The sequence below is a fragment of the Thermincola sp. GK-1 genome (assembly GCF_059412445.1).
The window spans coordinates 111856-131799 of sequence record NZ_JBSQAT010000001.1 but is presented as its reverse complement, the minus strand read 5'-3'; the positions used below and the strand labels follow the sequence as shown (position 1 = coordinate 131799).

Below are 19944 nucleotides of genomic sequence, written 5' to 3'. Positions count from 1 at the left end.
ATTAAGGTTGGCTATCTCTCGGTGCAGGAAATACAAGGATCAATGCTGCCGATAATAACCGGAACATCGGCCAGTTTGTTCCCTGGAATCATGATTTTCAAAGCTTCCCAGTTCATATAAGTTGGTACGCGCCATTTAATGCGTTCAGGCAGATCACTGTTGGCCGTACGCACATAATACAGCAGTTCCCCCCGCGGCGCCTCAGACTTGGCAACTGCCTCCCCAGCAGGTATATCAGGCAAATAATCCAGGCAGGTTGGCCCCTCGGGCATATCACGGACACACTGTTCAATGATGCTTATTGATTCCGCAATTTCTCTTAACCTTACAATAGCCCTTGCCCTGACATCCCCGCCGGTTTCCACAGGAACAGTAAACTTCAACCGGTTATATGCTGCGTAAGGGTTTTTCACCCGTACATCATAATTGATTCCGGAACCCCTGGCGACAGGCCCGACTACTCCATACTCGACGGCTTTTTCTTTGGGTAATATGCCTACCCCTTCTGTTCTGAGTCTGACCAGGGGATTGGTACTGTAAATTTTGCAAATCTCCTGCAGCGGTTTTTTGAGCTGCTCTAAATTTTTCAGGAGGTATTTCGCTTTTTCTTCAGTAAGGTTGTACCTTACCCCGCCAATGCTGTTGGCCGCCAGGTCCATCCGGTTTCCATAAATTGTTTCTTTTGTATCCTGGACTATTTCTCTTAACTCCATTACGTGCATGAACAATGAATCGAAACCGATAATATGGGCTAACATTCCTGTATTAAACAAATGTGAGGCGATGCGTTTGATCTCATCAGCGATCACCCGGAGATATTCGGCCCGTTCCGGAACCTCAATGCCCGCCAGTCTTTCTAAAGCCATGCAGTAGGTGAAGGGGTGATTGTTGGAACAGAGTGAACATACCCGTTCTGTGAGGGTGATGTTCTGATAAATATTGCGTTTCAGAGCCAGATACTCCATTCCCCTGTGCACATGACCGGCAGTTATATCGATATCCGTTACTGTTTCTCCTTCGGCATGTATTTTGAAATACATTGGTTCCTCTAAGGCAACATGGAGGGGACCCACAGGGATTGTATAGGTGCTCAATTTTTATCCCTCCTTTCTGCATTAGCCAGGTTGACCTTTTCCCATAATGTCCTGGTTGTGGCTCCCTGCATAGCCTCAGACAAAGGAACCATCCCTGCTTCTCCAATATCGGTTCCCTCGGCCAGGAACAGGGGTTGGGGGTTGGGGTGTCCCAACACTTTTACAGGGTATAACTCCTGCATTTCTCTTTCATGCCAGTCGGCGCTCTTCAAAATGGGCGTAATCGATTTAATACTCCGGTCATCAGCAGGCAGTGATACTGTTACAGTGCAAGTACAGCCATCAAGATCGAAATGGTAAGCAATTTCCAGCACGTCAGTTGCAGTGTCTTTTTTTGTCCAGTAGGCCGTAATAGTAATTACCCGTCCCCTTAGACCGGCAACAATCAACGCTACCTGGTCTATTTTGTGGTGGTCAGCCAGCCTGCACCACCCCCAAACAGCGCCCTTATTATCTGTGTTCCATTGCAAACTTATCGCATCGCCAAAAAATGAGCGGAGTTTTTCTGAAAAAATTTCTTGTACTGATGCCACTTTATTTCACCTCTGAACGGTTACTACTTACCGGATCACAAATCTGCCGGCGGCACTCGGAACACAAATGAGTCAGCCTGGCTATATCGCCGTTGACCTGCCCGTAAGCCAGAGAAAGAAGGCGGGGACTTACGGGGACCATGGGTGTCCCGCAATTTGCACACGGTTGATATTTTACTAATCCGGTTTCCACGTAACCGTATTTGTCTTTCTGTAAATGTGCAGTATGATAATCCCCGGTCAGGTGAATAGCCTTGGTGGGACAGTAATATTCACAAAGCCCGCAAAAGGCACAGGTATTATGCCATAAAGTGAATTTAAGCCCGCTTTTATCAGGAACTTCACTGAACTGAATTGCTCCTCCGGCGCAAACATGTTCGCACATTCTGCAGGCAACACAATTGTGGGCGTCAAATTTCACTTTACCCCGCAGTCCTTTGGGAGCAGAAGCCTTGCCAAAAGGATATGGTTCTGTACTCGGTCCCCGGATCAAATTCCGGAGCACTATTTTTATAAATGAAAACATGTTTATCCACCCCTACATCCTGGATTTCCATATTTTGATGGCCTCTACTATGCCGTCTATGATAGCCTGCGGCCGCGGTGGACATCCTGGAACATTAACATCAACAGGTATATAGGAATCAACAGGGCCGTGAACTGCATAACTGTCCCTGAACACTCCTCCCGAGACCGGGCAAATACCGACAGCCACAACTACTTTGGGATCAGGTATCTCATCATAAACCCGCAGCACCTTGTCTTTCACCTTGGCGGTCAAAGGCCCCGTAACCAAAACAATATCTGCATGCTTTGGACTGCCACAATATTTACATCCCAGCCGTTCCACGTCATATCTGGGAATCAGGGCCGTAGTAGCCAGCTCCACATCACATCCGTTGCAGGAACCGGCATTAATACGGTATAACCAGGGAGACCTGGTGGATATTTGGGGCAACAGGCTTTTCATTCCTCAGCACCTCCCCTTACCATTTAAAAAGTATCAAAATCAGACTTACCAAAGCCAAAGCGGCCGGCACAGTCAGGTAGAATTTAAAGGCCTGGTCAATCCTCAGCCTGGCGGTAGTGGTCCTTACCAATGTGATTGAGCATATCATCAGCACGACGCACTTGGCCATAAACCACAACAAATTTAATAAGGGACTAACCCTCAAAACAGTAGGGTAAAAGAGCAAAACAGCCAGGGTCAAAACTACGACTAATTTCAGGGAGTAAGCAATTTTATACAGGGCAAGACCCGGACCTGAGTACTCCAGAAGCGGACCTTCCAATATTTCTGTTTCGGCTTCCGGTATATCAAAGGGGACAACACCAACAGTGCCCGGGATAAAGGCCAGAAAGGCCAGGGCAGCCGGTAACATTCTGTAATCAAATAGTAGCGGACCATGATTAAGCTGATATTCCGCTATTTTACTTAATGAAAAGGTAGCTGTTTCGCCGGTAGCCAGGCCAACTTTTAAGGCAACTGTAACTAAAACGATTAACAAAGGAATTTCATAAGCCATCATCATCAACATTTCCCTGGAAAACCCTCGAGCGCCAAAAGGAGAACCGGATGAGGATCCTCCGATCATTAATGCCACCGCAGGTAGGGTAAGCAGGTATAAAATAATCAGTAAGTCTCCGGGTTGCCGCAGCCCTGCGTATACGCCGGGGAGAGGCATTAACGGAATGGCTGCCGCTAACCCGGCAACACCTAACAAAGGGGCGTATTGAAAGGCTGTCGGGTGCGCAGCCCGGGGTATGACCGTTTCCTTGCGCATTAACTTCACCAGGTCTATAAAAGGCTGGTAAAGGGGAGGTCCCACACGTCGCTGGATCCGGGCCGCCAACTTGCGGTCAACTCCGGCCAGAAACAGGCCAAAACTCAGGGCAAACAGGAAGCCGGGAAATATGAGCAGATTAAGCGCAGTCATGATAATTTTCATTACGATTCACCCCCCTGAGAATGACCGGCCACTTGACTATTGCTCTCATTAACCAATGAGTTAACTGCTTAGGGGCAGCATACAGGTTATGGGAATTTACGTGCATCTCCTCACCCCGTATATCGGCAACACCGCAGGTATGAATTTCGGTAACCCTCACTTTGCTGTTCCCCAATAAATAAACGGCCAGTCCTACAGTCAGCGATGTTACTATCAGAACAGTTAAAATCCCCATATTACCCAAACCCGATTCAATTCCAAAGAGACCGGCAGGAATAGAAGGCAGACCTAACCATGTTATTATTGATGTAATTACATTTAAAGCGAGTCCTGGTACTATCCCAAGGACAAGGCACAATATGGCCAGAATCACCATTGGAACCAGCATAGTCCAGGGCGCTTCCTTTACAGATTCCAAATGCTCAGGTAATTGCCCGAAAAATGCCGAGTGTAAAAACTTCATAAAGTAGGCCAGGGTCAGTACACTGCCTAACATAGAAAGCAAGGTCAGCGCCGCGTATCCTTTCTCTATGGCAGCCAGATAAATAACCAGTTTGGAAACGAAACCGTTAAAGGGAGGAATTCCGGCCACGGAAAATGCCCCTATGGCGAAGGCCGTTAAAGTAACCGGCATTTTTTTACCGATTCCACCCAATTTATCAAGATTGTCTATACCTGTTCTGAACATTATGGCGCCTGCCGCCAGAAACAGCAGATTTTTGAACAGCATGTGGTTGAGCAGGTGCAGTAGTCCCCCTGCCATTCCTAACGATGACCCCAGACTTATCCCGAGAACAATATAGCCGATCTGGCTCACGGTAGAATAGATGAGTATACGCTTCAGTCCACTTTGCAGTAAAGCCAGGAAAGCAGCCATCACAAGAGTGATACCTCCTACCCAGGCCATACCATACATTATTACCGGCTGACCGCCAATCAGGCCAAATTTACTCAGAAGGGTAACCCCGCCAAAAACATAGAACAGCTTTACCATGCCAAAAGGAGCACTTTTCAGAAGCACAGAAGAAATATAACCGCTGACAGGTGTAGGCGCCGCCGGGGGATGCATCTGGTAATCTATCCTGAAGGGTAACATGGCTGCTTTCATGGCGAAACCGGCTAACACCAAAATTATGCCGGCGGCTACCTGTCCGGAGCTTAAGCTATTCAAACGGACAGCCAGTTCACTCATCTGAAAAGTTCCGGCATTCACCGTAAGGAGCAGCAGCCCCAGTAATACCAGGGTTGCGCCGGTATAATTGAAAAAGAAGTACTTAAAACCTTCGCGCAAGGCATCCTGAGTTTCCTCATGAATGATGACAAGATACAGGGACCAACTGCTCATGATTTCCCAAAATACAAAGAAACTAAACAAATCTTTGCTCAGGGCCACCCCAAGCAGACCGCCTATCATCAGTAAAAACATCAGGTAATACCTGGTTTGGGCATGGCTGTGATCCATATACCCTACAGAATAGACCAGATTTAAGATGCCCATGAAGGCGATCAATAAAGCGAAGGATGTTGAAAGAATGTCATAATGGGAGTTCAGGTAAATGACGGCAACAAATGCCCCCAACATCGCAGTTGCCGCCCCCCAGCCGCCTAATTTGATTGAAACTTTCCCCAGGGCAAAGGCCATAAACGCTCCCATTATGCTGATTATCACAGGCCATGTCCAGACCGGGTTAATTTGGGGAATAATTTGCAGAGGCATACCGCCCCGCAATGCAATCAAATCAGCGGCCTTTTTAACAAGGGCCAGTCCGCCTTGCGGATAGAGGCCGTTAACTAAAGCCAGCAATGCGAGAACAGTCACAGGTACCGACATGGTCCAGGGCGCTTCGGAAATCTTGGGGCCCACATATTTTTCATAAAACATAATTCTTATCAATTTCAGGTAATAAAAACTCCCTATTACGCCCCCCGCCAGCAGCACCACGGCAAAAGGTATCCGGCCGGCTTCCACCAGAGCGTAAACCATTAAAAATTTGCTGATAAATCCGTTAAAGGGAGGTAAGCCCATAATAGACAGGATACCCACGGCAAAGCACAAGGAAGTCCAGGGCATCACCCTGCCAATGCCTCTCAGTTTATCCACATCCTGGCTTTTCAGCCGGAAGATTAAAGCGCCTGCTGCAAGAAACAGCAAAGTCTTCATGATTGCATGGTTCAGAACGTGATACAACCCACCGACCATCCCCAGGTAAGTGCCCGTTCCCAGGGTAAGCACTATTTCGCCAACCTGGGCCAACGTCGAAAACGCCAATAATTTTTTCAGGTCTGTCTGCCGTAAAGCCATGATATCCCCATACAGAACTGTGATGGCTCCCATGACGGAAATGGCGTAACCTGTCATCGGTACCTTCCCGGTTGTACCCAGTTGGGCCAGCAACCCTGCGCCAAAAACAACAAATAATATTTTGATCAGTCCGTAAACTCCCGCCTTTGTCAAAATTCCTGACATTGGGGCGGATATGGATGATGGAGCCACCGGGTGAGCATCAGGCAGCCAGCTATGAAACGGAAACAGACCTGCTTTTACCCCAAACCCGGTAATAAACAGGATTAATATAGTTACTAAGAGAGCAGGGGATAACAAATGCAGGTTTGCGGAAATTGCAGACATATCAAAGGTACCAAGCTTAACATGAAGCGTTAATATGCCAAAATGCATAATATATGCCCCGGCTGTACACATCATGAAATACTTGAAACCGGCTTTTAGGGCCTTATCTGTTTGCTCGTGAACCACCAGGAAGTACGAAGACCAAGTCATCAGCTCCCAGAAGGTATAGAAGTTTCCCAGTTCCTTGCTTGTCGAAAGCCCTAAGAGGCTGCCCAACATCATGAGCAGGAAAAAGAAGTAGCGGTTGGAATGCTCTTTGCCTTTTAAATAATCCACCGAATATAGGGTTACCAGAAAAATTACTGCCGACATAATAAAAGCAAAGAGTCTTGATAAACTGTCCAAACCGGTATCATTCCACACAAAATATACCGTTAAAGCCGTTATGAAAACAGCCGAGAGATTCCTCAGCCTGTGTGAAATCAAACCAATCAGATAAACAGCAAAACCGCCTGCATAGGGTAATAAAACTAAAACCGGCCAAGGTGTCTCAAAAGCAGGCATTGGCTGGCCCCCGTTGTTGGCCGTTATCAGACTGGCTGTATTTTGGGCAAAATGGATGAAAGGTTCCGGAAAAAGGCTCATAACAACAGTCATTCCGGCTAAAATAAGCATTAACAGGTTGGCAAAGGGAGAAACTTTAGTATTTTGCTCTTCAACAACTGCCAAACTATCTTGCTGTTCAAAACACAGCTTTTGGACCACCACCAGGCAATACCAAGCTTCAATAATGCTGCCCAAGGTTGCAAGAGCAGCAAGCAGCAGGTGCCCGCTTTGAATTGCCGAATAAATTATTAAAAATTTGCTTATGGAGCCTTTAAAAGGAGACAATCCGATAACTGAAAACAACCCAAAACTGAAAAGTACAGTGCAAAGAGGATAGCTTTTGATAATTCCTCTTAGATGATCAAGGCTGCCGGAACGCCTTTTCATTATTAATACTGCTGCGGCTGCAAAAACCAACCCACGCATTACAGCCTGGTATTCCAGGTGAAGGATTGACCCTGTAATACCAGTGTAAGTACCTGTTCCAAATCCCAATAACACATACCCTGTTTCCGCAACCGTGGATAAGATAAGCAAAGCTGACAGGTTTTTAATGTACTTGAGTGTCAACATTTCGCCTGTCAACAAAATAAGTACACCCAACGCGGCAATCCATGGGTGAAAACCACTCAACAGATCAACGCCCACATTCTTTCCTCCTTTGTGAATTAAAGTACATCCTTCTCTGATTTAAAAACTATCACTTTTAATAACTAAATTCTGTCGGGCATTTGACAAAACCATAAAAAAAGAGCGACACGTTATGTCGCTCAAATCAAGATTGAGCTGCATTATGCCGCTCGATTAAGATTTAGTTGAGAGTTCTTTTAAAAAACTGATGTCCTTTATTAAAATAGTCTTTCTATCCAGTTTTTTAATTATTCCGGACTTTATCAGATCATTAAAAAGGGTCGAAACTGTTTGCCGGGTAATGCCCAAAACCATAGCAATTTCCTCAGTAGTCAAACCAAGCTTGACCTCAATGCCCTCCGGACTGTGTTCTCCCTTATCCTGTGCTGCGTGTACCAGGAATTCCGCCAACCTGACCTGGCTGTCCTTAAAAACCAGTCCATTTATTATCGTAATGGCGTTTTTCAGCAAGTCTCCCAACACTTTAACCATAGATAGAGCCAAAGCCGGAAATTTAGCAACGATTTCTCCAAACTCTCTGGTATCTACGAAGAATAAAGTAGTATCTTCCATAGCCTGGGTAAAGGCCCTCGTGTGTGTACTGTAAATGTCACCGGATTCCAAAATAGACAAGGTAAATTCTTTATCCTCATAAGCCAGGTAGACCCTGACTCTCCCGGACTTGACAAAGTACACTTTGTCTGGTTCTTCTTTGGGAAAAGAAATAATTTCTTTCCTGGAAAATTGTTTCGTCAAAAACGCTTTTCTCAATTCCTCATATTCCGGTGAATTAAGAGATTCCAAAAGATTAACATTTGTCAGTTTCATTCTTGTCGGCATATTATCCCCTCAAAATTGGTTGGGCTTTTTAACTAAAGTATAACCAGCTTTACATGAAATCAGCAAGTGCAAATTTAAAAGTTAATCTAATCAAAAATACCAAACAGCAGCTCCGATAATTTTGCGGTTACTTTTCCGGGCACGCAGCATAAGACCCGGTCGTTCACTTTCCGCACAGGCATAATCAACGAAAGGGAATTGGTCAGGAAAACTTCGTCAGCTTCATGCAGGTCCTCAGGCTTAAATTTGCCCTCGTTAATTTCCATTCCTTCCTGCCGGGCCAGTTTGATAACATGTGCGCGGGTGATTCCGGCCAAAAGCCCGCACGCCAATTCAGGCGTATTTAAAGTGCCCCTGCGGACAAAAAAGAGATTATTTACTGTCCCCTCAGTCAGGTAGCCTGCATAGTTCAGCATCAATCCTTCATATGCTCCTGTACCCTTTAATTCCTGTTTCGCGAAAATGTTGTTTAAAAAATTGCAAGATTTAATTGATACAGGAAATGCCTGGTCATAATTTCTTCTCGTCTTCAGGACAACAACGTCAACGCCTTTTTCATAGGTTTCCCCTCCCGGTTTGGCGGCAGGCCGGCAGGTAATGACCAGGGTAGGTTGTTGGCATACGGCCGGGTCGGGAACCGGCGGCCCTTCGCCGCGGGATACTGTCAACCTTACGGCTGCATGTTCCAGATTATTTGCCGCTACAGTGGCCAATACAGCTTTTTTTAGCTCCTCTTTGGTCCATGGAAGCTTTATTCTCATCATCCCGCAAGATGCAAGCAGTCTATCCACATGGTCATCCAGCCAAAAAACCGTATCCTTATAGGCCCGCATGGTTTCAAACAAACCGTCGCCATATAAAAAACCATGATCAAATACCGATATCTTTGCTTCTTCCGCCGGCACAATCCTATCGTTTAAATAAACAAAATCAGGCACTGGCTTCGGCCTCCCCTGCCAGTCGACTTTCGCCCAAAGCTTCCGCAATTTCCAGCGTCTTCAATAACGCCTCCGCCTTTTTACAGGACTCGAAATACTCCCGCTCAGGCACGGAATCATCCACTATACCTGCCCCCGCCTGTACATATGCCATACCCTCTTTGACAACCAGGGTGCGGATTACTATGTTCATTTCCATTTCACCGGCATAGCCGAAATAACCTATGGAACCGGTATACGGCCCCCGGCGGGTGGGTTCAAGTTCTTCAATTATTTCCATCGACCGTATTTTAGGCGCGCCGGTGATAGTCCCGCCCGGAAACACGGCTTTGAATAAATCGAACCGGTCTTTGCCGGGAGCAAGGTGACCCCGGACATTAGATACAATGTGCATAACATGTGAATATTCTTCGATAACCATCAGCTCATTCACTTCTACAGTCCCGTAAGAACAGACCCGGCCCAGGTCGTTTCTTTCCAGGTCTACCAGCATAATATGTTCGGCCCGCTCCTTTTCATTGTTAACAAGTTCCCTGGCCAGAGCCAGGTCTTCCTCCCTGTTCACTCCACGGCGGCGGGTACCGGCAATGGGCCTGGTCTCAGCCCAACCATCGCGGATTCTGATTAGCAGCTCCGGCGACGAGCTGACTATATGCATATCTCCAAAGTCCAGAAAGCTCATATATGGAGACGGGTTGACTTCCCTCAGCACCTTGTACAGAGTAAATGGCTCAACTTTGGAAGCATGTCCCAGCCGCAAAGAAAGATTCACCTGGAAAATATCGCCCGCTCTTATATATTCCTTCGCTTTCCTGACCATTTCTTCGAAACGTTCCTGAGTTACATTGCAGACGGGCTCAATTTTTCCACGGCAATTTAAATCCTCGGCAGTAATCCGGCGCCCGGACTTATTTTTGCGGATAGCTTCGGCTAACAAATGCAGTTGATCCAGCACCCGGCCATAAAGGTCAAACAGGTAATTCTCTTCTGATTTTTCTATGTAAGCACAAATAAAGATCTTGACCTTGCTTTCCTTATGATCAAGGCAAATGACCTTGTCTGTAAAGAGAAAATAACTTTCCGGCAGCGCAAGGTCATCTTTCGCAAGTACCGGCATTTTTTCAAAATAACGTCCCATATCATAGCTAAAATAACCCATGGCTCCGCCAACAAAGGGCGGCAGTCCTTCATATCGGACCATGGAGAGGTTATTCATTTCCGTCCGAAATTGTTCATATGGATCTGCTGTCACTTCTGTTGTTTTTCCTGCCAGGTAATTTTTTATTTCCACTGTCCGACCGAAAGAACGGTACACCTGCCAGGGTTCAAAACCAATAAAAGAATACCGGGCCGAACTTTCTGTTCCTTTACCGCTCTCCAGTAAAACCAGGGGTTTGCCCAAAAGCCCCAGTTTTTCAACAATTGTCACCACATTATCCTGTGGTTCCAGACTTGTCTCCAGGCCCAAGGGAATCCTTTTCCCTTTTTCAGCCAACCGTGCAAAGGTTGCAAAGTCCAAAGTATACATTAGGCTATACCTCCCTAGCGTCTTAATTTTTCCGGGCAAAAAGAAAACCGAATAGGATATCCTATTCGGTGGGATGTCCGCTTACGGGACTCAGAACATACCGAATTTAGAAAATATTTTCCCTGATTATCGTCTGGCTTCTCCTGGTTCCCACACCAATAATTGATACAGGCACTTCAACCAACTGGCGGATCCGCTCCAGGTAAGCCTTAGCTGCATCGGGCAAATCTTCATATCTGTTTACCTGCGAAATATCCTCCTGCCATCCTTTCATTTCTTCGTAAATAGGTTCACACTCAGAAAGGACCTTTAAGCTGGCCGGGAACTCGGTAATTATTTCGTTCCTGTACCTATAACCGGTACAAATTTTCAAAACCGGCAGTCCCGTAAGCACATCCAGTTTTGTAATTGCTATACTTGTTAAACCGCTGATTCTCGCTGCATACCTGACGATTACGGCATCAAACCAGCCGCAGCGCCGCGGTCTGCCGGTAGTAGTGCCAAATTCATTCCCATTTGTTTGAATAAGCTTGCCTGTTTCGTCAAAGAGCTCCGTTGGAAAAGGCCCTTCACCAACCCTGGTGGTGTACGCCTTAACAATGCCCAAGACTTTGCTTATTTTTGTCGGACCGATACCCGCTCCTATACAAGCCGCTCCGGCAATGGGGTGGGAAGATGTTACAAAGGGATATGTTCCGTGATCGAGGTCCAGCAAAGTTCCCTGGGCGCCTTCAAACAGCACCTTTTTGCCTGCTTTTAAAGCGTTGTTAATCAGCACCGATGTATCGGCAACATATTTGCGCAGCGCTTCAGCATAGCCCAGGTATTCATCAAGAATAGCCTTTTTATCAAATCCTTCGGTTTCATATACCTTGGTCAGTAAATGGTTCTTCTCCTCCAGGTTAATTTCCAGCAATTCTTCAAACTCTTCCCTGTCTAACAGGTCAACCACACGGATGCCAACCCTGGCGGCTTTGTCCATATACGCCGGTCCAATGCCCCGTTTAGTGGTGCCAATTTTTTTAGTCCCTTTACTTTCCTCTATTACTTCGTCCAGTTTCTTGTGATAAGGCATGATTATATGAGCCCGTGGGCTGATCCGTAAATTATCAGTCTTTATTCCTCGCCCAGCCAGGTATTCCAGTTCTTTTAACAAAACCAAGGGGTCAATAACAACGCCGTTGCCGATAAGGCACATTTTTTCCGGGTACAGGATACCGGATGGAATCAAGTGTAATTTGAATTCCTGATCCCCTACCACTACGGTATGGCCGGCATTGTTCCCTCCCTGATAGCGCACCACCAGGTCTGCCTGTTCGGCCAGAAAATCGGTAACTTTCCCCTTTCCTTCATCTCCCCACTGGGCTCCTATAAGCACAACAGCAGACATTTAAAAAATCACTCCTCCAAATTATCCTTTCCCTTCCCGTTGTAATCCGGTTTATTGGCCATTTCCCCAGCGTAAGCCTTTTCAATCGCCGTTAACAGTTAATTTTACTTTGCGCAATTTATTGAAAAATTAAGCAAATAAAATAACCCAAATAGAAAACTGAAAAGTTATCTATTTGAGCCATAAAACCAAATTACTACCTCCATTTACCTACATATAAAAGCACAGAATGACCAACATTAATATTTTACCAAACCCCTCTGTTGTTGTCAATGAACCTATCATTAATCAGCACGATGGCGTTCCAGGTTAACAAACTTTGTAAATTCCTTCAGAAAGCCGAGTTCAACGGTTCCCACAGGCCCGTTCCGCTGCTTGGCAATAATTAATTCGGAAATACCTCTTTTTTCAGATTCCGGGTTGTAATAATCATCTCTGTAAATAAACATGACCAGGTCCGCATCCTGTTCAAGAGAACCACTTTCCCTCAAGTCCGACATCATGGGCCGTTTATCCTGCCTTTGCTCCACGGCCCGGCTGAGCTGGGAAAGAGCAATTACGGGCGCCTGCAGTTCCCTGGCCAGTAATTTAAGGGAACGGGAAATCTCGGAAATTTCCTGCTGTCTATTTTCACTTCTTCTTGAGCTTGCAGACATTAACTGCAGGTAATCTATGACTATTAACCCCAACCCTTTTTCCGCTTTCAACCGGCGGGCCTTGGCGCGCATCTCGCTTACAGATAAACCGGGCGTATCATCAATATATATAGGCGCTTGCGACAATGGTCCCGCTGCTTTGGTAAGTTTTTTCCAGTCCTCTTCTTCCAGGTTGCCTGTTCTTATTTTCTGCTGGTCCACCATAGCCTGGCTGCAGAGAATTCTCTGTACCAGCTGCTCTTTGGACATTTCCAGGCTGAAAATTGCCACCGGTACCTGGCTGCGTACAGCGGCATGTTGGGCAATATTCAGGCAAAATGCCGTCTTTCCCATAGAAGGTCTGGCCGCCACAATAATCAGATCTGACGGCTGAAATCCCGAGGTCAGCCTGTCCAAATCCACAAAACCACTGGGCACACCGGTTATTTGGCCCTTGTTATTGTACAGGTCTTCAATCCGGTCAAAAGTCTGCATGAGAATCTTTTTTAATGGTGAAAAACCCTCCCGCGCTTTCCGCTGCGACAGTTCAAAAATCATTTTCTCCGCGGTATCTATAAGCTCCGTGGGTTCCTCATCACTTTCGTAACCAAGAGCCACTATTCTTGTAGCAACATTAATCAGGTTCCTAAGCAGGGCCTTTTCCTCGACTATGCGGGCATAATACTCCACATTGGCGGCAGTGGGCACCATGGTGGCCAAGCCGGCCACGTATGCCGCCCCCCCCACCTGGTCCAAAAACCCCCTCTGCCGCAACTCCTCAGTAAGGGTAATCAGGTCAACTGCCTCATTACGTTCACTGAGGTCCAGCATGGCTTCATAAATGTGTTTATGGGCATCCCGGTAAAAATCTTCAGGGCGCAAAATTTCGCTTACCTTGATTATGGATTCCTTATCAATGAGCATAGCTCCGAGAACGGATTGCTCAGCGTCCAGGTTTTGTGGAGGTATTTTTTCCAGTGGTAAACTCAAGGCCTATCCCCCCAAACCAGCAGGTTAACCAACAAGGGATTTTTCTTCGGCGGGGAACATGAACTCGATAACATCTTCCACTCTGCCGGCCAAAATAACCTCTATACCTTTTAAATCATAAGGCACATCTTTTTCATTCTCTTTTGGGACAATCACATACTTCATACCAGCCTGTTTGGCCCCGTAAATTTTTTCAAACACCCCGCCAACAGCCTTCACTTTGCCCTGGATGGAAATTTCCCCTGTCAGGGCCACGTCCTGGCGAATAGGTTTGTTTTGAATAGCGCTGATAATCGCGGTCAGGATAGCAATACCGGCCGACGGCCCGTCTATTTTGCCGCCACCCACCACGTTGACATGAATATCATAATTGGATATATCTTCACCGGTAATCTTCCTGATTACTGAAGCAGCATTAAAAACCGAGTCTTTGGCCATACTTCCCGCCGTTTCGTTGAACCGGATTTTGCCGGCCCCATCCTTGTTAACCGGGAAGGCTACTGCTTCAATTTCCAGGACAGACCCGACAAATCCAATAACCCCAAGGCCGAAGACCCGGCCTACTTCATAGGTATTTGATGCCTTAGTTATCACATAAGGCGACAGGCGGCTGACTTGCAGCACTTCCAACACATCATCAGCAGAAATAAAGATTTCTTTCCCCTCATCCCCCGCATTCTGCCTCTTATAAAGGGCGAGGCCATAGGCATCAGCCAGGATATTTATGGCCTTACGCCCTTCAATGGTATATTCGCTGATTATTTCGGGAACCCGGTCATCCAGTTGAACTTTTAATTTTACCGCCGCTTTTCTAATAATCTCTTCAATATCGGACGGTGTCAGCGGTTCAAAAAATACTTCTGCGCACCTGGACCGAATAGCCGGCGGAATATCTTCCTGGCCCCTGGTGGTGGCGCCAATCAATACAAAATCCGCCGGCGCACCTTCTTCAAATATCTTTTTAATGTACTGCGGAATATTGGGATCAGTAGGGTCATAATAAGCTGAATCGAAGGTAACTCTTTTATCTTCCAAAACTTTTAGGAGCTTGTTCTGTAACATCGGGTCCATTTCACCGATTTCATCAATAAAAAGCACCCCTCCATGGGCTTCCGTCACTAAACCCAGTTTGGGCTCAGGAATCCCTGTATCGGCTAAATCCCTGCGGGCGCCCTGGTAAATTGGGTCATGTACCGAGCCCAACAACGGATTTGTTACATCCCGGGGATCCCAGCGCAGAGTTGTTCCGTCCACCTCTACAAAGGGCGCATCTTCATCAAAAGGCGAACCGGGAATTTCTTTGGCTTTTTTCAGCGCCAGCCTTGCTGCCGTCGTTTTACCAACCCCCGGCGGACCATAAAGGATGATGTGCTGCGGAAACGGAGAAACTATCTTGGACAGCAGGGAACGTATGGCCCTCTCCTGTCCCACTATCTCTTCAAAGGACGTCGGCCGGAGCGCTTCCATCGCTGATTTAGCCAGCTTTTTATGCTCCATCTTCTCCAAAATGGCCAGTTTTTTCAGTGTTTGGGCGTTTTCCGGCCCGGCAGATTCTTTTAATATCTGCATTTTTATCTCTTTTACATATTCTTCATGCCGCTGCTGCATGCGGTCGGCAATCTTCTTTTCCAGTTTGTCTTCCACCGACCGCCGGGCTATCACATCAGCAATTTCATCCTGTATCTCATCCAGAATTTTGGGTATCTGGTCAAGGGAAGGCGGAATATCCAGGGTAGGGTCTTCAAAAACTATGCGCTGCAAACCAAGTACTTTTTCTTCCAACACTTCAGAACGTATGAGATTTAAGGCTTCTAATTTACTGGCCTTGAGTACGATTTTGTCCGACCCGTAAATATTGGTTAGCAGGCTAAAAATCGCTGCTACCTGCCTGTTTAAATGGTCCTCTTCAGTAAATTTCGCAGACAAGTCCGGCTTTTCGGTCCGGGTAATAAATTTATCCAAAAAGCTTTTCATCAACTTACTCCTTTCTTATTCCCCAACTACCTTTCTTATCCCTCAACTACCTTGACAGTAAACCGGGCTTGTACTTCCGGATGAATTTTAACGGAAGCCTGGTAAGTTCCCAGGGTTTTAATAGTATCAATTTCTATTTTCTTTTTGTCAACCTGAATCTTGTGCTGCTCATAGAGTTTTTCTGCAACATCCTTACTGGTAACAGAGCCAAACAGTTTGCCCCCATCGCCAACCTTGGTAGCCACTTTTATTTCCAGCCCTTCAATTTTTTCAGCCAAGTTTTTGGCTTCTTGTAACAGTTGGGCTTTTTTGGCCATTTCCGCCTGCTTTTTCTGTTCTAGATTTTTCAGATTGCCTTGTGTAGCTTCGACGGCTAAATTGCGCGGAAACAGAAAATTGCGGGCATAACCCTCAGCCACATTGACTATATCGCCTTTTTTGCCCAATTTTTTCACATCTTCCATCAAAATAACTTTCATAAAGTTGATACCCCCTCGAAAATACAAACCTAAATCTCACGGCCAAGCCGGCGGAAATTAACAAAAGAATCAAATACCCCCAATAAAGCAAATAGTACAAGGGTTCCTGATAAATTCAATATGGCTATAATAACCATAAAAACTTTAAACCATGCCGGCAGTTTCCAGTTTTTCATCAGATGTATAGTAATTGCCAATCCTATGACAGCGTAAACAAAGGATATTACAAATACCGTATTTTTGCCGATGATAGCCAACTTCTCGATATGGAAATGGTCACCTGCCAGGGTCAATACGAGTCCCCCAATTAAGACCCAAATAACATACCAGGGAAACTGCCATTCGGTAAACCTGGGAAGGCCGTTTACCTCAAATCCAAGCCTTCTCATTACCCTTTGCGAAACAACCCAGGTCAGGAAGGCCCGCATCACGGCAGACAATATCAGCGCTGCCGGAATCAGCAGTGTTATTAGCTCAACCGATTGATAAAGCGCATCTTTGAGCATAGATTCACTGATCCCTTTTTTCGCATATATATCCAGCAGTCCAAACTGCTTATACAATGCCAGCGCTTCGTCAACTTGTCGAATGAGCTCATTCTTCGCAGGAATAATATGGATTTTCGCCAAATATAAAAAGCCCAGGATAGTGACAATCTCTGCCGCAACAGCCACCATAGAGCCCACCACAAGGCTCTTCCCGGCAGCGTATTTCTTTTTTATTAACAACCCGTAGCATAAAGCCATGGGAGAGAGTTCTATGGCAAAAAGAAACACCGTCAAAGGGTCGAACATAAAAAGCAATAAAATTAGCGAAACCGCCAACACCATAAATCCGGATCTTAAGTCTCTTTTTGTGATTATTACTATAATGGGTATTCCCCATAAAAAATCAGTAATAAAACGCACCGGGGGTACGCCTAAAGATAAAATTCCCAAAAAAGTTGCCAAAGCAGCAAGTAATGCTCCTTCTGCCAAGGGCTGGACTGCCCGTTGTTGGTTCAAATGATTTCACCTCTTCTTACCGGTAACGTAGCGCAAAAAAGCTGATAAGTCCCCGTACCAGCGTTCTACCTCATGTCCTTCCTCAATACTGCCGCGCAACTTGCTTTCTATATGCAGGTCTAACCTGGAAAAATTTATGCCCAGGCGCCGCGCTATTATGTATGAGGTAATAATAATTGAGGCCAGAGCTTCAACAATAATTTCCTCAGTACCTTTAAGCATCGCCTTAAACAAAGCTGCCACCGAACCGGTCAGTTCGGCCTTTAGCCATTCTATAATTCTGATGTTTTTGGCAATATCCACGCCTTGATTATTCAGGGACACTTCGCAACACCTTCCTTGGTCGCACATGTCCTTTTACTATTCTGCATATATTTACGAATTTCCTCCCGCCCCAATTAATCAATTTATTCCTGCAAAACTAATTAAAAACAAGTTTTTGGGCAGCCTTTTTCCACCAGAAAACAAAAAGGAAGCACTGGCTTCCTTTCCGCTCATTTTTTCATAACAACTTATTATTCGGCTGTAAAGGGCAGCAACGCCATGTGCCTGGCCCTTTTAATAGCTGTTGTTAACTGTCTCTGGTGTTTCGCACAGTTGCCGGAAATCCGGCGAGGCAAGATCTTGCCGCGTTCGGTTATATACTTCCGAAGTTTGGCGCTATCTTTATAATCGATGGCTTCCACCTTGTCTACGCAAAAGGAGCAAACCCTTTTACGAGGTCTTCTGCCACGTTCACGCTTCATATTATCCCTCCTACAGGTTTACTAGAAAGGTATATCGTCATCGGAAAAGTCGACAGAAATACCCATCTCTTCAGCTCCACCAAAGGAAGCCGGCTCACTGCCGCTTTTGGGGCTCAAGAAACGAACCGTATCGGCTACTACTTCCGTAACCCAGCGGCGCTGTCCGTCCTGCCCTTCAAAGGAACGAATCTGCAACCTTCCGTCGACAGCAGCCAGTTTACCTTTTGATAAATAGTTAGCGCAATTCTCGGCTTGCGCTCCCCAAACAACTATGTTAATAAAGTCTGTCTCCCGCTCTCCCTGCTGATTTTTAAAAGGCCTGTCAACAGCAAGGGTAAAGCCGGCAACAGCTCTACCGTTAGGTGTGTACCGCAGTTCCGGATCTTTAGTTAACCGGCCAATCAGGATGATCCTGTTTAACATTAAATAACACCACCTGAGTTCTTCTCTCCAAACAAACTATTTATCTTCTTTAACGATCATATATTTCATTATGCCGTCGGTAATCCGGAATACCCGGTCTAGCTCCTGTGCGGTTGCAGGCTCACCGTTAAACTGCATCAAAACGTAGAATCCTTCCCGCTTATGATCGATTTCATAAGCCAATTTACGTTTACCCCACTTGTCTAGTTTGACGAGCTCACCGCCGGTGCCGGTCACAATACCCTGGAATTTCTCCACTATGGCATTGCTTTGTTCTTCATCCAGCTCCGGATTAATGATATACATAGCTTCATAAGCTCGCATATACGAACACCTCCTCCCTATGGACTAACGGCCCTACCACAATGGTAGAGCAGGGCAGTAAAAGACTCACAGGCCTCGATGAGTAATTATAACACAAAAACCTAGGTTCTGGCAAGAAATAGATGCGCAAATCCTATCGGACCTATACATTAAAACGGAAGTAAACAACGTCCCCATCCTGCATCACATAATCTTTTCCTTCCAGCCGGACCAGGCCTTTCTCCCTGGCCGCCAGTTGTGAACCGGCAGCCATTAGGTCATCATAGGAAACTACTTCCGCCCTGATAAAACCTCGTTCAATGTCGGAATGAATTTTCCCCGCTGCCTGGGGCGCCTTGGTTCCCTGTTTGATAGTCCAGGCCTTGACTTCCTGCGGGCCGGCGGTAAAAAAGGTCATCAGCCCCAACAACCTGTAGCCTGCCCGGATAAGTTTATCCAGCCCCGATTCCTCCAATCCCAGGTCCGCAAGAAATTCCGCTTTTTCGTCGTCATCCAGTTCAGCTATTTCCGCTTCTATTTTGGCACAGACCACGATAACTTCAGAATTTTCCGCTGCCGCTATTCTTTTCACCTCTTCCACATAAGGGTTTCCCTTTCCGTCGGGTAAATCTTCCTCGCCAACATTGGCGGCGTATAAAACCGGCTTGGCGGTCAGAAAATTAGCATCTTTGATTATGGCCGCTTCTTCCGGATTCAGGCCCAGGCCTCTAATAGGCTTGCCGGCATCCAAAGCTGCGTGAATCCGTTCCAGTAATTCCACTTCTGCCGCTACTTTTTTATCATTTGTTTTTAACAGCTTCCGGCTTCTGTCCAGCCTTCTCTCCAGAGTCTCCATGTCAGCCAAAATAAGTTCCATGTTTATTGTTTCAATATCCCTGGTCGGGCCGACACTGCCCTCAACATGGGTAACATTATCATCCCGGAAACAACGGACCACATGGACGATAGCATCCACTTCCCTGATATGGGACAAAAACTTGTTTCCCAAACCTTCTCCCTTGCTGGCCCCGCGGACCAGACCGGCAATGTCCACAAACTGGGTAACAGTGGGAACAACCCGCTGGGGATTAACCATTTCTGCCAGCTTGTCCAGCCTTGGGTCCGGAACTTCAACTACTCCTACATTGGGGTCTATTGTACAGAAAGGGTAATTGGCTGCTTCCGCACCCGCTCGGGTAATAGCATTAAATAACGTCGACTTGCCGACGTTGGGGAGACCTACGATACCAAGCTGCATATGTATTTCATCCTTTCTATTTAGTTCCACGCAAAAATTATACCCCAGTTAATAT

19 protein-coding genes are annotated in these 19944 nt (G+C 46.3%); all 19 read right to left on the bottom strand.

What is annotated here, in order from left to right:
- Nucleotides 1-11: 11 nt before the first annotated feature.
- On the bottom strand, nucleotides 12-1094 hold the full coding sequence (locus ACSNJE_RS00695) for a hydrogenase large subunit (RefSeq protein WP_474660417.1): 1083 nt from the start codon (nucleotides 1092-1094) through the stop codon (nucleotides 12-14).
- Nucleotides 1091-1627 (bottom strand): NADH-quinone oxidoreductase subunit C, encoded by a 537-nt coding sequence (locus ACSNJE_RS00690; protein WP_495251726.1) that lies wholly within the window; start codon nucleotides 1625-1627, stop codon nucleotides 1091-1093. Before ACSNJE_RS00690 ends, ACSNJE_RS00695 begins: the two co-directional genes overlap by 4 nt.
- Before the next feature lies 1 nt (nucleotide 1628).
- Entirely contained in the window at nucleotides 1629-2153 is a 525-nt protein-coding gene (locus ACSNJE_RS00685; protein WP_013121781.1) for a 4Fe-4S dicluster domain-containing protein, read from the bottom strand.
- A 12-nt stretch (nucleotides 2154-2165) separates the two neighbouring features.
- Nucleotides 2166-2597: an NADH-quinone oxidoreductase subunit B family protein gene (locus tag ACSNJE_RS00680; RefSeq protein WP_013121782.1), complete on the bottom strand. Its 432-nt coding sequence runs from the start codon at nucleotides 2595-2597 to the stop codon at nucleotides 2166-2168.
- 16 nt (nucleotides 2598-2613) lie between these two features.
- On the bottom strand, nucleotides 2614-3576 hold the full coding sequence (locus ACSNJE_RS00675; protein ID WP_495251725.1) for a respiratory chain complex I subunit 1 family protein: 963 nt from the start codon (nucleotides 3574-3576) through the stop codon (nucleotides 2614-2616).
- Complete coding sequence (locus ACSNJE_RS00670; protein ID WP_495251724.1) at nucleotides 3551-7399, bottom strand: proton-conducting transporter transmembrane domain-containing protein; 3849 nt, start codon at nucleotides 7397-7399, stop codon at nucleotides 3551-3553. Before ACSNJE_RS00670 ends, ACSNJE_RS00675 begins: the two co-directional genes overlap by 26 nt.
- Nucleotides 7400-7555: 156 nt before the next feature.
- On the bottom strand, nucleotides 7556-8221 hold the full coding sequence (locus tag ACSNJE_RS00665; RefSeq protein WP_013121785.1) for a Crp/Fnr family transcriptional regulator: 666 nt from the start codon (nucleotides 8219-8221) through the stop codon (nucleotides 7556-7558).
- Nucleotides 8222-8307: 86 nt separating this feature from the next.
- Nucleotides 8308-9159: an aminotransferase class IV gene (locus ACSNJE_RS00660; RefSeq protein WP_052217733.1), complete on the bottom strand. Its 852-nt coding sequence runs from the start codon at nucleotides 9157-9159 to the stop codon at nucleotides 8308-8310.
- A complete protein-coding gene (locus ACSNJE_RS00655) occupies nucleotides 9152-10687 on the bottom strand; it encodes an anthranilate synthase component I family protein (protein ID WP_495251723.1) in 1536 nt (511 codons plus the stop codon). Before ACSNJE_RS00655 ends, ACSNJE_RS00660 begins: the two co-directional genes overlap by 8 nt.
- Before the next feature lie 106 nt (nucleotides 10688-10793).
- Entirely contained in the window at nucleotides 10794-12077 is a 1284-nt protein-coding gene (locus tag ACSNJE_RS00650; protein ID WP_013121788.1) for an adenylosuccinate synthase, read from the bottom strand.
- Nucleotides 12078-12361: 284 nt separating this feature from the next.
- A complete protein-coding gene (dnaB, locus tag ACSNJE_RS00645; RefSeq protein ID WP_495251722.1) occupies nucleotides 12362-13702 on the bottom strand; it encodes a replicative DNA helicase in 1341 nt (446 codons plus the stop codon).
- A gap of 24 nt (nucleotides 13703-13726) precedes the next feature.
- Nucleotides 13727-15676 carry a Lon family ATP-dependent protease gene (lonC, locus tag ACSNJE_RS00640; RefSeq protein WP_474660407.1) on the bottom strand — a complete coding sequence of 650 codons (1950 nt, stop codon included), beginning with the start codon at nucleotides 15674-15676 and terminating at the stop codon, nucleotides 13727-13729.
- Nucleotides 15677-15711: 35 nt separating this feature from the next.
- Nucleotides 15712-16155 carry a 50S ribosomal protein L9 gene (gene rplI / locus ACSNJE_RS00635; protein ID WP_013121791.1) on the bottom strand — a complete coding sequence of 148 codons (444 nt, stop codon included), beginning with the start codon at nucleotides 16153-16155 and terminating at the stop codon, nucleotides 15712-15714.
- 29 nt (nucleotides 16156-16184) lie between these two features.
- Entirely contained in the window at nucleotides 16185-17159 is a 975-nt protein-coding gene (locus ACSNJE_RS00630; protein WP_495251721.1) for a YybS family protein, read from the bottom strand.
- Between the two features lie 6 nt (nucleotides 17160-17165).
- The gene (locus ACSNJE_RS00625) at nucleotides 17166-17483 is read right to left on the bottom strand and encodes a MazG-like family protein (RefSeq protein WP_013121793.1); all 318 of its coding nucleotides are present in this window, start codon (nucleotides 17481-17483) and stop codon (nucleotides 17166-17168) included.
- A gap of 191 nt (nucleotides 17484-17674) precedes the next feature.
- Complete coding sequence (gene rpsR, locus ACSNJE_RS00620) at nucleotides 17675-17905, bottom strand: 30S ribosomal protein S18 (RefSeq protein ID WP_013121794.1); 231 nt, start codon at nucleotides 17903-17905, stop codon at nucleotides 17675-17677.
- Between the two features lie 21 nt (nucleotides 17906-17926).
- The gene (locus ACSNJE_RS00615; RefSeq protein WP_495251720.1) at nucleotides 17927-18328 is read right to left on the bottom strand and encodes a single-stranded DNA-binding protein; all 402 of its coding nucleotides are present in this window, start codon (nucleotides 18326-18328) and stop codon (nucleotides 17927-17929) included.
- Nucleotides 18329-18364: 36 nt separating this feature from the next.
- Nucleotides 18365-18652 carry a 30S ribosomal protein S6 gene (rpsF, locus tag ACSNJE_RS00610; protein ID WP_013121796.1) on the bottom strand — a complete coding sequence of 96 codons (288 nt, stop codon included), beginning with the start codon at nucleotides 18650-18652 and terminating at the stop codon, nucleotides 18365-18367.
- A gap of 142 nt (nucleotides 18653-18794) precedes the next feature.
- A complete protein-coding gene (ychF, locus tag ACSNJE_RS00605; RefSeq protein ID WP_013121797.1) occupies nucleotides 18795-19889 on the bottom strand; it encodes a redox-regulated ATPase YchF in 1095 nt (364 codons plus the stop codon).
- Nucleotides 19890-19944 lie beyond the last annotated feature (55 nt).

Bases quoted from the DNA above. Each gene is read 5' to 3' on its own strand.
- rplI (WP_013121791.1), bottom strand. From the start codon at position 16,155: ATGAAAGTTATTTTGATGGAAGATGTGAAAAAATTGGGCAAAAAAGGC.
- ychF (WP_013121797.1), bottom strand. From the start codon at position 19,889: ATGCAGCTTGGTATCGTAGGTCTCCCCAACGTCGGCAAGTCGACGTTA.
- ACSNJE_RS00655 (WP_495251723.1), bottom strand. From the start codon at position 10,687: ATGTATACTTTGGACTTTGCAACCTTTGCACGGTTGGCTGAAAAAGGG.
- ACSNJE_RS00675 (WP_495251725.1), bottom strand. From the start codon at position 3,576: ATGAAAATTATCATGACTGCGCTTAATCTGCTCATATTTCCCGGCTTC.
- rpsF (WP_013121796.1), bottom strand. From the start codon at position 18,652: ATGCGAGCTTATGAAGCTATGTATATCATTAATCCGGAGCTGGATGAA.
- ACSNJE_RS00615 (WP_495251720.1), bottom strand. From the start codon at position 18,328: ATGTTAAACAGGATCATCCTGATTGGCCGGTTAACTAAAGATCCGGAA.
- ACSNJE_RS00685 (WP_013121781.1), bottom strand. From the start codon at position 2,153: ATGTTTTCATTTATAAAAATAGTGCTCCGGAATTTGATCCGGGGACCG.
- lonC (WP_474660407.1), bottom strand. From the start codon at position 15,676: ATGAAAAGCTTTTTGGATAAATTTATTACCCGGACCGAAAAGCCGGAC.
- ACSNJE_RS00650 (WP_013121788.1), bottom strand. From the start codon at position 12,077: ATGTCTGCTGTTGTGCTTATAGGAGCCCAGTGGGGAGATGAAGGAAAG.
- ACSNJE_RS00680 (WP_013121782.1), bottom strand. From the start codon at position 2,597: ATGAAAAGCCTGTTGCCCCAAATATCCACCAGGTCTCCCTGGTTATAC.
- rpsR (WP_013121794.1), bottom strand. From the start codon at position 17,905: ATGAAGCGTGAACGTGGCAGAAGACCTCGTAAAAGGGTTTGCTCCTTT.
- ACSNJE_RS00665 (WP_013121785.1), bottom strand. From the start codon at position 8,221: ATGCCGACAAGAATGAAACTGACAAATGTTAATCTTTTGGAATCTCTT.